Origin of the sequence: Bradyrhizobium sp. CCBAU 11434 (assembly GCF_028128895.1) — a bacterium.
In the GTDB taxonomy this organism is placed as follows: domain Bacteria; phylum Pseudomonadota; class Alphaproteobacteria; order Rhizobiales; family Xanthobacteraceae; genus Bradyrhizobium; species Bradyrhizobium zhengyangense.
The window spans coordinates 158,301-173,090 of record NZ_LBJX01000100.1 but is presented as its reverse complement, the minus strand read 5'-3'; the positions used below and the strand labels follow the sequence as shown (position 1 = coordinate 173,090).

Below are 14,790 nucleotides of genomic sequence, written 5' to 3'. Positions count from 1 at the left end.
GCTATTCTTTCCAGACGCGGGACACGTCGATCATCCCGCTGTACATCTTGGGCAGTCCTTTGATGTTGGCGCTGGATACCGCGTAATACGTGTTCTGGAAGGTCCAGAACCAGATGGCTTCCTTGTTGATCATGCGTGTGGCTGCACAGTAATCCTCAATACGCTTGTCGACCTCGGCGGTCACACGCGCGTGCTCGAGGAGCTTGTCCAGCTCCGGATTCGAATAGTTTGCCAGCGCGACCGGGCTGCCGGTGTGGAAATTGGCGAACATCTGCGGATCGGGATCGGCGAGGTCGACGATGCGCCATGGGATAACCTGGAATTGCCGCATGAAGGCGCGTGGTGGAATCGTCGCCTGATCGACCTGGTCAAGCTCCATGCTGGCGCCGATATTCTTCCAGAATTGCTGCAACACCTGTCCAACGATGCGACCGCGCGGCGTGGCCGTGACCACCGTCTTGAACTCGACCGGCTTGCCATACTCCTGGATCAGGGCCTTGGCCTTCGCAACGTCGAACGGCAATGCGCCGTCATCCTTGCACTTGACCCATGAGCCGTCGCCGTAAGGGTTTGTCGCCGGCTTGGCGAGCCCGTTGGTGATCGCCTGCGACATCTTCTTGCGGTCGATCGCCATCACCAGCGCCTGCCGCACCCTGATATCGTCGAACGGCGGCGCCTTTGTATTGATGGCGTAGACCTGAGCGCCCGAGCCCGTATAGCTGTGGACGGTCAGCTTCGGATCCTTCTGAGCCTTCTGAATGTTGTCGGGATCGTATTCGTCATCCCAGATGACGTCGGCTTCGCCCGACTGCAGGCTTGCAAAGCGCGATTGCGCGTCGGGCAGCGGCTTCAGGATGATGCGATCGAGATAGACCTTGTCCTTGTCCCAATAATCGGGATTCCTCTCCAGCACCATGCGATCGCCGGCAGTCCATGACTTCAGAATGTAGGGCCCGGTGCCAACCGGGTTCCGGTTGTAGTCGTCACCTTTGGTCTTCCAGGCGGTCGGCGAATGCACTGCGGCGTTCTGGTGGGGATAGGACACCAGCGTCGGATAATTCACCGAAGGATCGTTCAGATTGTAGACGACCGTCAGTTCGTCGGGCGCCTGAACGTTGTTGACTGCAGCGATGTAGAATGCGCATCGGCACTTGTTGGCAGGATCCTTCTGCCGGTCGAAATTGGCCTTGTAAGCCTCGGCGTTGAACGGCGTACCATCGTGGAATTTGACGCCGGGGCGCAGTTTGAACGTCCAGGTCTTGAAGTCGTCCGAATGCGTCCAGGACAGCGCAAGCTTGGGCTGCGCCTCTCCCTTGTCGTCGAGATAGGTCAGCGTGTCGAAGATGGCGGCTGCCGGGGTGAGCGCGGCCGCGTCATAGACGCCGACCTTCAGCGGATCAAAGCCAGGAACGTCGAGCTCCAGCCCCACGGTGATGCTGCCGCCCGCCTTCTGCGCCTGCGCGGGCCCGGCCAACGGAAGGAACGCAAATGCCGCAGCAAGGAAAATCGGCGCGCGTTTGCACGCCGCGGCAGCGATGTTCGTCATGGTTCCTCCCGGGATCCTCGTCCGATGTTTCGGATCGTTGAATGACAAGGGCGAGATTGGCGACAAATGCTCGCGACGGCAAGAGGAACACACGGGTTCGATGCCGCTTATATGCGGCCTGATGCGCTCAGCTGATCGCTTCTGTTTTGCCTGACGGAATTGCCCCATCATTGGCGAGACCGATCTCCTCGCGCAGTTCGCGCGTGTGCTCTCCGAGCGCCGAGATTGTCTTGCACGGCCTCGTATCCGCCCCCGTCATCCGGAATGGCAGATTGAGGACCTTGAACGAGCCGCCGCCGTCCTCCACCGATGAAAGCGCCTGCCGATGCGCGAGCTGCGGATCGTCAAGCGCTTCCTTGATCGTGCGGTAGGCCGCAGCCGGCACGCCGGCGGCACTGAGGACGACAAGACATGCGGCGGTCGTGAGCTGCTTCGACCACGCTTCGACGCCGTCCATCATGTCGGCCCAATGCTCGCGCCGCGGGGCGTAGGACGCAAAGCGCAGATCGGATATCCATTCGGGGTGGCCGATCACACCCATCAAGGCCTGAAAGGTCTTTTCGCTCGCCACCGTGATCATGACGTAGCCATTGGCGGTCTCGGTCGGGCCGAACATCGGACGCGGCGGCGGCTTCACCGCGAATTGCGAGCTTTGCAATTCGACCACCGTCAGCGTGAGCATCGACTCCAGCATGGAGACGTCGATATGCTGGCCGAGCCCGCTCACGCTGCGCTGATAGAGCGCAGACGCGACCGCACCAAAACCATAGGTCCCGGTGACGACGTCGGCATGGTAGATGCCGCAATAGTCCGGCCTGTTGCGGCCGGGCTGGTAGGCGAGATGCGCCATGTCGTAGCCGGAGGCCGCATGGATCACCGGCGCGTAGGCCGGCAGCTCGGCCGAGGGACCGGTCTGGCCGTAGCCCGAGATCGAGCAGTAGATCAGCCTGGGATTGACGGGGCGGAGGCTGTCGTAGTCGAGCCGCAGCCGGCGCATCACGCCCGGGCGAAAATTCTCGACCAGGATGTCTGCGGTCGCGACCAGACGCCGCACCGCCTCCCGTCCGTCCTCGGACTTGAGATCGAGCACCACGCTCTTCTTGCCGACATTGAGCTGGCCGAACACGGTGCTGTAGCCTTTGCGCAGCGGCGGACGCGTCCGCATCGTCTCGCCCTCGTCGGTCTCGATCTTGATGACCTCGGCGCCCATGTCGGCCAGCATCCGCGCGCAATGGGGACCGGCGATCGTGGTCGAAAAATCCAGGACCCTGAGGCCTGCAAAGGCCTTTGTCGTCGTCGCTTCGTGCTTATCTGGTAGCTGCATTCCTGCTTAGTCCTTGGCCCGTCCCTTAGGAACTATCGTTCTTCTCTCTTGTTGATGCGCCGACCCTAGATGGCGGCAGCTGAGTAGGAAAGTCTTACCGAACGAACGCGTCTCATGGGCAGGCTGAGATTTCCAGGGGCAACTGGACCCGATCTTGCATAGCAGCAATCGGGATCGGATGAGGGCATCGGTTCTTGAGGGTCTTATTCGTTACGACAGAGATGGACGACTTTGTCCGCGTCGGCGGACTTGGTGCCGTTTCCGCTGCCCTTCCAAGAGCGCTCCGCCCCTTCGCCGATATCCGGATCATGCTGCCCGGCTATCGCGACATTATCGAGCAACTCACGCATATTCAGATCGTTGGACGCTGCCCGGCACTTGCGGAGATGCCGGCCTGTTCGCTTGGACGGGCCGCGACCAAGGACGGAATGCCGGTCTATGTGCTGTTGTGCTCGCAACTCTACGATCGCCCCGGCAACCCCTATGGCGACGAGTCCGGGCACGACTGGCCCGATAACGACATCCGTTTCGCGCGCTTTGCTTCAGCTGCCGCTGAGCTTGCCATGGGCAAGCTGGACAAGAATTGGGCAGCAGACCTGATCCATGCCAATGACTGGCAGGCCGCACTCGTACCGGCCTACCTCGCCTGGCGCGGCGCCAAGCTGCCGTCGATCCTGACCATTCACAACCTCGCCTATCAGGGTCTCTTCCCAAAGGAGTCGCTGCGGCGGATCGGCGTCCCCGAAAGCTCCTTCCACATCGACGGCGTCGAGTTCTACGACCAGCTCTCCTTCCTCAAGGCAGGCCTCGTCTACGCCTCGCACCTCACCACCGTCAGCGGCACCTATGCGCGCGAGATCACCACGGAGGAATTCGGCTGCGGCCTCGAAGGCCTGCTGCGCGTCCGCTCGGATGCGTCCGAGCTCACCGGCATCCTCAACGGCATCGACGAGAGCTGGGACCCGCGCTCCTGCGCCCAGCTCGCCCAACAATTCGGTGCCGGCGACTGGGTCGGCAAGAAGGCCAATGCGGATTATGTGCGCAAGCAGTTTGGCCTCGCGGTCTCGCGCGGACCGATGTTCGGCATCGTCGCGCGCCTCGTGCACCAGAAGGGTATCGACCTCGTGCTGTCAGCCGCCGACGAGATCATCGACGCCGGCGGACAGATCGTGGTCACCGGCTCCGGTGAGCCGGCGCTCGAGCAGGCGCTGATCAACGCGCATCGCCGCCGCCCCGACGCCATCGGCGTTGCCATCGGCTTCAACGACGCCCAGGCCCGCCGCATCTTCGCCGGCAGCGATTTCACCCTGATGCCGTCGCGGTTCGAGCCGTGCGGCCTCAGCCAGATGTACGCCCAGCGCTTCGGCTCGTTGCCGATCGGCCACCAGACCGGTGGCCTTGCCGAGACCATCACCGACGGCGAGACCGGTTTCCTGTTCTCGCGGCCCTCGCATGAGTCCTTCCTCGGCGGCGTCCGCCGCGCCTTCGAGGCGTTCATGGCCCAGGACCAGCTCGACACCATGCGCCGCAGCGCCATGGGCCGGTCGTTCTCGTGGAGCATCTCGGCGGGAAGCTACAGCAAGCTGTATCGGAAGCTGGCGACGGCGTGAGGCGTACGCCACTCAACGCCCCGTCACCCCTTCCCGCGCACATCCATCTGCGGCCGGCCGATCCAGGCGCGATTGAGACAGCGCGTCATCCAATCCGGCTGGATCTCTCCCCGCAAGCGCGCCTGTGCTTCCTGATAAGGGCCGACGTAGCGAAGCCGGTCAGGTAGCTTCGGATAGATGCCCTTGATCCAACCCAGGGCGTTGTCGGCCGCACTCTTGTCGCGCGTGTCGAACTCAAACCCAAAGCCCGTGCGCAGGCGCTCCGGCAACAGGCTCGCCGTGAGTGCGCGATACCATCGCGGCGGCCGCAGCCACGGACGCGCGCCGCCAAAGATCTGCCCGGCGATCTCGCGTGCGGCTGGACTGACGGTCAGCGTGTCCGACTGCGCCATCGCTGCCGTGTAGCCTGCGAAGCCGGACCAATCCGCCGGCAGATCGTCGCCCGTCAACCCGAACAACGCACCGAAAGTCCGGCTCTCGGTCCAGTAGCGCTCGCGCTCCTCCGTCGAGAGCGGCGGCAGAACCAGATCGTGCGCCATCAGCGCAGTCTCGACCAGCGTCGCATGAACCCAGCGCAGAGAGGGGATGTCGTTGGCGCAGTATCGTGAGCCTGCCGCGAACGGACCGACGGTCTCCGGCATCTCGCCAACGATCATGCTATGGCGCCGGTGCAGCTGACGCGACGATTGCATGGCCCGGTCGAGCGAGCCGAACACCATGGCAAAGACGATATCGAAGGTGCGATGGAAGCGCCCGATCGGATCGGCAAAGGTCTTGGAGTGCTCGGCGATGGCGGCGGCGACCCAGGGATGGGCGAGCTGAAGCAGAAGCGCGCGGCCGGCGCCGAGAAAGATCACGGCCTCGCGGTCGATCCGCCAGGTGACCGTGTCAGGACCGAACACGCCGGGCACCGGGCCCGCCGCACGCGCGCGGACCTGATCGAGAGCCAGTTCGAGATCGTTCGCGGACACCACTTGCAGAGCCTTTCTGGCGATGGATCGGAGCCGACGATCCACAAGGCCTGTGGCAATTCGATGAAGCGAACCGCTACTCCGCCGCCAGCGGCATCTCGTCGATATGCTCGTGCAGCACGACGCCCGATAACGGATCAAACTCGCCGATCCACGGCGCACGCGCCAGCACCGACCTTGTATGCGCATAGCCGGCGTCCCAGCGCTGCTTGATGCCGGATAGGCTGAAGTCGATGTCCTTGGTATGGGTCTCGCGCTCGAGCTGCGGCGCCAGCAGCCGCACGACATGCATGCGCGTCGAGCAGCCATAGCCGATCAACTCCCTCACCGCGGGATCATCGCGCTCGCCCTCGGGCAATCGCTCCGCAAGCTGGTTGATGACGTGGCGCAGGCGATGGGCCTGTTGCTGGCGCTCGATCTGGCTCGTGATCCGGCTGGAATATTGCACGTCCTTGTGCCGGGTCAGGACCTCTCTCATCGTCGTCGGCTCGGCGCCGACGGGATTCCACAGATGCACGGAGAAGATCAGCGAATTCCGGCGCGGATTGTCGTCGAACACGGCTTCCGTCGGCGAGTTCGAAAGAATGCCGCCGTCCCAATAAAGTTCGCCGTCGATGCGTACCGCCGGGAAGGCCGGCGGCAGCGCGCCAGAGGCCATCACGTGCTTCACGGTCAGCTCGCAGTCGCGCGTGTCGAAATAGCGCATCTGGCTGGTGCCGACATGCGCAGCACCAACCGTGAGGCGCGGCGCGCCGCGATTGGCGCGGCCGAAATCGACCAGCTCGGCCAGCGTGCTCTCCAGCGGCGCGGTCGAATAATAGCCGGCGCGATCGGCCCCCAGCGGGAAGGACTCGCCGGCATGCGCCAGCGGATTGGGCTGGAAGAATCCGGCAATGCCGTGGGCAAGTGTCGACCAATATGCAAGCGTGTCATCGAAGCCGGGAATGCCTGTTGGTAGAGGCCAGACCGGCTTCTGCTCCATCCGCTTCCAGAATTCCGTCAGGCGCGCGAGCCGGTCTTGCGGCGCATTGCCGGCGATCAGGCTGGCATTCATGGCGCCGATCGAGGTGCCGATCACCCAGTCCGGCTCGATGCCCGCCTCGTGCAGGGCCTGGTAGACGCCCGCCTGATAGGCCCCGAGCGCGCCGCCGCCTTGCAGCACCAGCACGACCTGTCCCGGCAGGTCGCTCGGCCTGCACACAATGGCATTTCCTTGCATGCCCGACGCACTCCTGCTCCAGAGAGCCTTACGCAAAATCCTCCACATTGTTACGCCCGACGACCATCGGCCGTCCAGCAACCATCGTTCGGAGGGGAGTGCAGAAAGCTTACGGAACCAAGGATGCGTTAACGCTTTGCTGGCGCCTCTTGTGGCGGCGGGTCGTCGTCCGCAATCGCCCGCCAGGCGGCGCCGTCAAGATCGTCGTACTGCCCGCTGCGGAGCGACCAGAGGAAGGCGGCAAGGCCCGCCCCTCCAAGCATCAGCGCCAGCGGCACCAGGATCACCAGGATCTCCATCACACGATCTCCCGTGAGGCGCTGCGGGCCCGCAGCGAGTTCAGCATGACCAGGATCGAGGATCCGCTCATGGCGGCTGCGGCAATCAAGGGCGTCACCACGCCGCTGATCGCGACCGGCACGGCCAGCACATTATAGGCGATTGCAAGCCAGAGGTTTTGCCGCATCAGGTGCAGGGCCTTGCGCGCGGAATCGATGGCCGCGACGACCGGGGCCAGCGGCCGGCCGAGGAAGACGAGATCGGCGGTGGCCTGGCTCAGATGTGCCGCCGAGATCGGTGACATCGAAACATGGGCTGCCGCCAGCGAGGGTGCATCGTTCATGCCGTCGCCGACCATCAGGACCTTGGTGCCGCGTCGCTTCAGCTCCTCGATCCGTGCGATCTTGTCCGCGGGCGTGACGCCGGCGCGCCATTCGGCGATGCCGAGCGCGTGGGCTGCCGCAATCACCGCGGGCTCCCGGTCGCCGGAGAGGATCTCGACGCCGATGTTGCGATCCTTCAGCGCAGCGATCACGGCCTGCGCATCCGGCCGTAGGCCCTGCCGCACCGAGAGGATGAATTTTTCGTCGCCCTTGCTGAAGGCCACGACGGAGGCTTCGGGATCCAGCGTGGCGTGAGCGACCAGAGCCTCGGCGCCGCAGAATGACGGCCGGCCAAGCCGCACCTCGACACCCTCCACCACGGCTCGGACGCCCTGCCCGGCCTCCTCGACCGCGCCCACGATCGGAGACTTTGCACCCGCAGCCTGCGCGACCGCGGCAGCGACCGGATGATGGCTCGACAGCGCAAGCCGGCCGGCAAGTTCGAAAATATCGGCGGGAATATCGGCTGCGTTTGTGACCTCGAGATCGGGCAGCGTCAGCGTGCCGGTCTTGTCGAAGATGACGTGATCCGCCTCGGCAAGACGCTCGACGGCATCGCCGGAATTGAGCAGCACACCGGCCTTGAACATCGCGCCCGAGGCCACCGTCTGCACGGTCGGAATCGCAAGCCCGAGTGCACAGGGACAGGTGATGATCAGCACCGCAACGCCAGTGATGATCGCATCGTGCCAGCTCGCACCTGCGATGACCCAGCCTAGAACCGTGATGAGCGCCGTCGCATGCACCACCGGCGCATAGAGGCGCGAGGCGCGATCGGCGAGCCGCATGTAGCGCGAGCGCGCGGCAAGGGCGTTGTCGAGCAGCCGCGTGATCTCGGCGAGCAGCGTAGCCTCCGACGCGGCCGAAACCCGCACCCGAAGCGTGCCTGAGATGTTCATGGAGCCGGCATAGACCGGGGTGCCATGGTCGGCCGTGACATAGAGCGTCTCGCCGGTGATCAGGCTCTGGTCGATTTCGGAGCGTCCCTCGATCACGGTGCCATCGACGGCGCAGCGCTCGCCCGGCCGCAGCAGCACGATGTCGCCGGGGTTGATCGCTGCAACCGGCACCTGGGTGATCTCATCGGGCCCGACGAACTTCGCCGCTGTCTCCGCCTTCAGCGCCGCCAGGTTGCCGGCGACCGCGCGCGTCCGCCGCCGCATGTTCTGGTCGAGGAAGCGGCCGACCAGCAGGAAGGTCAGGAGCATGATCGCCGCGTCGAAATAGGCGTGCTCGGCGTGGTTGATCGTCTCGACCACGGACATGCCGAGCGCAAGGCACACGCCGATCGAGATCGGCACGTCCATGTTGGTGGTCTTGTTCGACAGCGCCCGCCAAGCGGAGCGGAAGAAAGGCTGTCCGGCATAGGCCGTGGCCGGCAGCGCGATCAGCGCCGACAGCCAGTGGAAGAAGTCGCGCTGCTCGGGCAGCATGTCCGAAACGTTGCCCGACCACACGGGGATCGACAACATCATCACGTTCATGGTGGCAAAAGCGGCAACGCCGAGACAGCGCAGCAGGAAACGCGATTCCGCGACTTCAGTCGCTTCCGCGCTCTCGGTCTCGTAGGGATAGGCCTTGTAGCCGAGTTCCTCGAGCCGGTCGATGAAGCGGGCGGGATCGAGCGTACCCTCTTTCCATTCCAGCGCGACGCGCCGGTCGGTAAGGTTCACCCGCGCCAGCGTGACATCGGGAATCGCGGACAGGCCACGCTCGATCTTGGCCATGCAGCCGGCGCAGTGAACGCCTTCGACCGCGAGGTCGATGTGCTGAACGCCTGCGCCCGCGGCGCGGACGTAGTGGGAGAAATCGCGTGTCACCTGCATGGCGCGACCTTCAGTTCAGGATCACGCGGTTGCGCGACAGGAATACGCGCTCACCCGCGGCATCGCCCTCGATGACGAGATCCCATTGGCCCGGCGCGACGGAAGCGGCATTGCCGCGATAGATGCCGATGCCGGCCTCCGCGAGTTCGACCGCGAGATCGGCGCGCTTGTCGGTCGGCCGTTCCAGGCGCCCGCCGAATTTCAATCCCGTGACCGGCTGGCCCGCTGCGTCACGCGCCTCGACCTGAAGCACGGCATTGCCGTCGGCGCGACGCTCGATGTGGGCGTTGACCTGCCATTTGCGCGCGGCCTGGTCCTGTGCCGCCGCGATCTCGCGATCATAGGCGAGGCCGGCGGCATAGGGGCTGTCGACATCAGTGCCGGGCAGCGTCGCAATCGCGAGCTTCATCATGGTGACGTTGACACCGATCACGACGCCAAAGAAGGCGACGAGCATCAGGAAGACCTTTGTTCCGGTCAGCGGCTTGGTTGCCATTTCAGTCTCCTGGTCCTACGGCGCGACGAAATTGTCTGTGGTGGATGCAGCCTCGCCGAGTCCGATATCCGTGACGCGGAAGCGAACCGGGATCGACTTCTCCTGATTGCCCTCGGCCGGCGCGGTGACGAGCAGGCGCAGCTCGCTGGTAGAGTCGCGGGGGATCACGATCATCGGGCGGTCCGGCGTCACGGAATCAACACCGACGACATGGATCGTCGAATTGACCGGGCCATCGATATCGATCGCAATCACGCGATCATGTCCGCTCTTGTTCAAAAGCCGCGCAGTGTAGGCATTGCGAATCGACCCGTCGCTGAGCCTGACCGCAACCGGGTTGCGGTCGTGCAGCACGTTGATGTCGAGAAGGGTGCGGGTCGCCAGCACATAGATCATGAAGCCGCCGACCGCCGCGATGATCGCGCTGTAGACCATGGTGCGCGGACGGACGATCCGATAGATCGGCGCTTTGCCTTCCTGGCGGCGGTGGATGTTGATGTCGTTGTCGTAGGCAATCAGGCGGGTTGGCCGGCCGATCTTGGTCATGACGTTGTCGCAGGCGTCGATGCAGAGCCCGCACTGGATGCATTCGAGCTGCGGCCCGTTGCGGATGTCGATGCCGGTCGGGCAAACCGCGACGCATTGGTAGCAGTCGACGCAATCCCCGACTTGCTCACCGAGCGCGCGCAGCTCGGCGGCCTTCTTCACGGATGTACGCTTCTCGCCGCGGTCGTAGCGATAGGTGACGTTGAGCGCCCATTCGTCGGTGAGTGCGGCCTGGATGCGCGGCCACGGGCACATATAGGTGCAGACCTGCTCGCGCATGTAACCGGCGAGCACGTAGGTCGTTGCGGTCAGGATGCCGATCCAGATATAGGCGATCATCGGTCCCTGGAAGGTGACGAGCTCCTTTACCAGCGTCGGCGCGTCGTTGAAATAGAGCACCCAGGCGCCGCCGGTCCACCAGGCGATCAGCAGCCAGATCGAATGCTTGAGCACGATCTCGGAGATGCGCTCGAGCTTCATCGGATCTTTCGACGCATCCTTCTTCATCCGCTCGCGCCGGTCGCCCTCGATCAGGCGCTCGACGGCGTAGAACAGATCAGTCCAGACCGTCTGCGGGCAGAGATAGCCGCACCAGATGCGGCCGCCGACCGAGTTCATCAGGAACAGCGCCACGGCGGCAACGATCAGGAGGCCGGTGAAGTAATAGACCTCCTGCGGCCACAGCTCGATGAAGAAGAAGTAGAAGCGGCTGTTGGGAAGATCGATCAGCACCGCCTGGCTGGGGGCACCAAGGCCGCGGTTCCAGCGCACGAAAGGCAGGAAGTAGTAGACGCCGAGGCAAAACGCCATCAGGCCCCATTTGATCCGGCGGAAGGTGCCGGAGACGCTCTGGGGATAGACCTTCTTGCGGGCTGCGTAGAGCGGCCCGTAGTCATCATCCGATGTGAGGTCTTTCGGGTTCACGGTCTTGTTCATCGCTCAAGTCGCCTCGGGAGGTGCGATTAAACCTAGACCCGACGTCGCTGGGTCCGTTGATCCAGCGCAAACGGGGGCGATTTTATTCGCCCCCGCCTGCCGCCGATCGTCAGTTTTCAGGCTATTTTCCACCACCCAGCGAGTGGACGTAAACCGCCATCGCCTTGATGGTGGCGGGATCGAGCCGCCCTTCCCAGGCCGGCATGACGCCGGCACGGCCATTCGTGATTGTCTCGATCAGAATTGCCTCGTCCGAGCCGTAGAGCCAGATCTTGTCGGTCAGGTTCGGCGCGCCGAGTTCCTGGTTGCCCTTGCCGCCGTCGCCGTGGCAGGCGACGCAATTGTCGGCAAAAATCTTCTCGCCTTTGGCAGCGTCGTAGCCCTTTCGGGTCGGAAGACCCGACAGCGAGCGGACATAATTGGCCACCGTGACGATCTCGTCCGGCTTCAGCACGCCGTCCTTGCCGAAGGCGAGCATCTGGCCCTCGTGGGTCTTGGCATGACCCGAGCGTGCGCCGAACTGGATGGTCTGCATGATCTGGTCGAGCGTGCCGCCCCACAGCCAGTCGTCGTCGTTCAGGTTCGGAAAGCCCTTGGCGCCGGCCGCGCCAGAGCCGTGGCACGGCGCGCAATTGTCGCCGAACACGGTCTTGCCCTTGGCACGGGCGAGCGCCAGCAAAGCCGGATCCTTCTCGATGTCGGCCAGCGAGGCCGCGCCCAGCGCCACCATCTTGTCGCCCCTGATCTTCTCAAGGTTGGCGAGCTCGACCGCGACGTCGGCGCGCGACGAGTAGCCGATCACACCGCGCGTGTTGCTGGAGATCAGCGGCCAAGCCGGATAGACGATCCAGTATCCGATCGCCCAGATGATGGTGAGATAGAATGTAATCACCCACCAGCGCGGCAGCGGCGTGTTGAGCTCCTTGATGCCATCCCACTCATGCCCGGTCGTGGACCTGCCGGTGACGGAATCGAATTCACTTTGATGATCGGTCATGATCTCTTACTCCTCCCGCAACGGCAGACTGGCTGCTTCGTCGAAGCCGGCCTTGTTGCGGGGCCAGAATGCGTAGGCGATGATCGCGAGAAAGATCGCGACGAAGACCGGCGTCCAGATCGTGGTCACGAGACTGGATGCGAGATTGTCGAGTGTCAGGATGGCTTTCATCGGTGATGCCTTCTCAGCGAAGATTGGCTTTCTCGTTGTAGAGCTTGAAGTCGACCAGAGTGCCGAGCATCTGCAAGTAGGCGATCAGCGCGTCCATCTCGGTCGGCGTTCCGGTCTTGCCGTCGAAATTACGCACGACGGCCTTGGCGTAGCGCTTGGTGAAGGCATCCGCGCCGGCATTGTCGGGATCGGCTTGGGCCTTCATGTCGGCGGCCGCGTTGGCGATCTGGTCGTCGGTATAGGGAACGCCGACGGTCCGCAGCGTACGCATGTGATCGGCGATGGTCTCCGGATCGACTTCCGTTGAGCTGAGGAACGGATAACCCGGCATTACCGACTGCGGCACGATCGCACGCGGATTGGTCAGATGGGTGACGTGCCAGTCGTCGGAATATTTGGCGCCGACGCGGGCAAGGTCAGGACCGGTGCGCTTCGAGCCCCACTGGAACGGGTGGTCGAACATGCTTTCGGCGGCGAGCGAGAAGTGGCCGTAGCGCTCGACCTCGTCGCGCAGCGGCCGGATCATCTGCGAGTGGCAGAGATAGCAGCCTTCGCGGACGTAGATGTTGCGCCCCGCCAGTTCGAGCGGCGTGTAGGGCCTGACGCCGTCGACCACCTCGATCGTGCTCTTGAGGTAGAACAGCGGGGTGATCTCGACGAGACCACCGATCGCGATCACCAGCAGAATGCCGACGACCAGGATGATCGAGTTCTTTTCGAAGACTTGGTGGCGTGTCCAGAACGACATGGTGTTGCTCCTCATTCCGCCGGCTGAAGAGCGACGGGCATCTGGACTTCCTGCTCGCCGACGCGAACCGTCATCCACAGATTGTAGGCCATGATCAGCGCGCCGATCAGGAACAGCGCACCGCCGGCGGCACGGATGATGTAGAAGGGATGCATCGCCTCGACGGTCTCGATGAAGGAATATTCGAGGAAGCCGAGCGAGGTATAGGCGCGCCACATCAGGCCCTGGAGGATGCCGGACACCCACATCGCCGAGATGTAGAGCACGATTCCGAGCGTTGCGATCCAGAAGTGCCAGTTGACGAGCTTCAGGCTGTAGAGGCCCTTGCGATTCCACGCCCACGGCACCAGGCAGTACAGTGCGCCGAAGGAGACGAAGCCGACCCAGCCGAGCGCGCCGGAATGCACGTGGCCGATGGTCCAGTCGGTGTAGTGGCTGAGCGAGTTGACCACCTTGATCGACATCATCGGTCCCTCGAAGGTCGACATGCCGTAGAAGGCGACGGAGACGACGAGCATGCGCAGCACGGGGTCAGTCCGCAGCTTGTCCCACGCACCCGACAGCGTCATCAGGCCGTTGATCATGCCGCCCCAGGAGGGCATCCACAGCATGATCGAGAAGGTCATGCCGAGCGTCTGCGTCCAGTCCGGCAGCGCGGTGTAGTGCAGATGGTGCGGGCCAGCCCAGATGTAGAGGAAGATCAGCGCCCAGAAATGGATGATCGAGAGCCGGTAGGAATAGATCGGCCGCTCCGCGCGCTTCGGAATGAAATAATACATGATGGCGAGAAAGCCGGCGGTGAGGAAGAAGCCGACCGCGTTGTGGCCGTACCACCATTGGAACATCGCATCCTGGATGCCGCCCCAGGCGATGTAGGATTTCGAGCCCAGGAACGACACCGGCAGCGCGGGATTGTTGCCGAGATGCAGAACCGCGATCGTCACGATGAAGGCGAGATAGAACCAGTTCGCGACGAAGATGTGAGGTTCCTTGCGCTTGAGGATCGTGCCGAGGAAGACGAGCAGATAGGTGACCCAGACGATGGTCAGCCAGAGGTCGGCATACCATTCCGGCTCGGCATATTCCTTCGACTGCGTGACACCGAGCAGATAGCCCGTGCCGGCGATCAGGATGAAGTAGTTGTAGCCGAGCACGACGAACCAGGGCGCGATATCGCCGGCAAGCCTGGCACGGCACGACTTCTGGACCACGTAGAACGACGTCGCGATCAGGACGTTGCCGCCGAAGGCGAAGATCACGGCCGAGGTATGCAGCGGCCGTAGCCGGCCGAATTGAATCCAGGGCAAGTCGAAGTTCAGAGCGGGCCAGGCCAATTGCGAGGCGATGATCAGTCCGACCAGAAAGCCCGCGATGCCCCAGAACACTGCCATGAAAGAGGAGAACTTGATGGGGCCCATGTTGTAGTTGGGGCGGCCATTGATCTCCGCAGGCGGCAGCGCCGCGGGGCGATCGTAGTAGCGGTTGAAGATGAAGAACACCGCGGCCAGGCTCGCCGCCGCGCTGAGCCCGGCGTGGAAGGCGAAGGGCGCGTCGAGCGCCTTGGCCGAGGCGATCACGCAGAGGAACGCGGTGACTGCGAACACGACAGCCAAGCCGCTTTCACCGATGGTCATTGATTTGGAGATGGAGGGCTGGGGCATCGCGGATTCTCTCTGAAAGAACACGCCGCCAGAAACCACATTCACCCTCGCGAGGAATTGATTGAAATCAAGATAGA

General features: G+C 63.6%; 13 protein-coding genes. 1 reads left to right on the top strand and 12 read right to left on the bottom strand.

Annotated features, from left to right (window positions below; translation table 11 throughout):
* Position 1: 1 nt before the first annotated feature.
* Complete coding sequence (locus tag XI06_RS33235) at positions 2-1,546, bottom strand: ABC transporter substrate-binding protein (protein WP_237863604.1); 1,545 nt, start codon at positions 1,544-1,546, stop codon at positions 2-4.
* Positions 1,547-1,673: 127 nt separating this feature from the next.
* Positions 1,674-2,870, bottom strand: a complete 1,197-nt coding sequence (locus tag XI06_RS33230; protein WP_237863603.1) for a CaiB/BaiF CoA transferase family protein — start codon at positions 2,868-2,870, stop codon at positions 1,674-1,676.
* Between the two features lie 194 nt (positions 2,871-3,064).
* On the opposite strand from XI06_RS33230, the gene glgA reads away from it, so the two are divergent.
* Positions 3,065-4,480, top strand: a complete 1,416-nt coding sequence (glgA, locus tag XI06_RS33225; RefSeq protein WP_271607296.1) for a glycogen synthase GlgA — start codon at positions 3,065-3,067, stop codon at positions 4,478-4,480.
* A 23-nt stretch (positions 4,481-4,503) separates the two neighbouring features.
* Here the strand turns inward: glgA and XI06_RS33220 are convergent, their stop codons facing one another.
* From XI06_RS33220 to ccoN, 10 genes are all read right to left on the bottom strand, one after another.
* On the bottom strand, positions 4,504-5,454 hold the full coding sequence (locus XI06_RS33220) for an oxygenase MpaB family protein (RefSeq protein WP_237863601.1): 951 nt from the start codon (positions 5,452-5,454) through the stop codon (positions 4,504-4,506).
* 73 nt (positions 5,455-5,527) lie between these two features.
* Entirely contained in the window at positions 5,528-6,670 is a 1,143-nt protein-coding gene (locus tag XI06_RS33215) for a patatin-like phospholipase family protein (RefSeq protein ID WP_237889549.1), read from the bottom strand.
* Positions 6,671-6,798: 128 nt separating this feature from the next.
* Positions 6,799-6,969 (bottom strand): cbb3-type cytochrome oxidase assembly protein CcoS, encoded by a 171-nt coding sequence (gene ccoS, locus XI06_RS33210; RefSeq protein WP_128961986.1) that lies wholly within the window; start codon positions 6,967-6,969, stop codon positions 6,799-6,801.
* Entirely contained in the window at positions 6,969-9,158 is a 2,190-nt protein-coding gene (locus XI06_RS33205) for a cation-translocating P-type ATPase (protein WP_237863599.1), read from the bottom strand. The genes ccoS and XI06_RS33205 overlap by 1 nt, the downstream gene beginning before the upstream one ends.
* A gap of 10 nt (positions 9,159-9,168) precedes the next feature.
* On the bottom strand, positions 9,169-9,654 hold the full coding sequence (locus XI06_RS33200) for a FixH family protein (RefSeq protein ID WP_237863598.1): 486 nt from the start codon (positions 9,652-9,654) through the stop codon (positions 9,169-9,171).
* Between the two features lie 15 nt (positions 9,655-9,669).
* Positions 9,670-11,136, bottom strand: a complete 1,467-nt coding sequence (gene ccoG / locus XI06_RS33195) for a cytochrome c oxidase accessory protein CcoG (protein WP_237863597.1) — start codon at positions 11,134-11,136, stop codon at positions 9,670-9,672.
* A gap of 121 nt (positions 11,137-11,257) precedes the next feature.
* Positions 11,258-12,133 carry a cytochrome-c oxidase, cbb3-type subunit III gene (gene ccoP, locus XI06_RS33190; protein ID WP_237863596.1) on the bottom strand — a complete coding sequence of 292 codons (876 nt, stop codon included), beginning with the start codon at positions 12,131-12,133 and terminating at the stop codon, positions 11,258-11,260.
* Positions 12,134-12,139: 6 nt separating this feature from the next.
* Positions 12,140-12,304, bottom strand: a complete 165-nt coding sequence (locus XI06_RS33185; RefSeq protein WP_237889546.1) for a cbb3-type cytochrome c oxidase subunit 3 — start codon at positions 12,302-12,304, stop codon at positions 12,140-12,142.
* Positions 12,305-12,317: 13 nt separating this feature from the next.
* Complete coding sequence (gene ccoO / locus XI06_RS33180; RefSeq protein ID WP_237863595.1) at positions 12,318-13,052, bottom strand: cytochrome-c oxidase, cbb3-type subunit II; 735 nt, start codon at positions 13,050-13,052, stop codon at positions 12,318-12,320.
* Between the two features lie 11 nt (positions 13,053-13,063).
* Positions 13,064-14,713: a cytochrome-c oxidase, cbb3-type subunit I gene (gene ccoN / locus XI06_RS33175; RefSeq protein WP_237863594.1), complete on the bottom strand. Its 1,650-nt coding sequence runs from the start codon at positions 14,711-14,713 to the stop codon at positions 13,064-13,066.
* Positions 14,714-14,790: the final 77 nt, after the last annotated feature.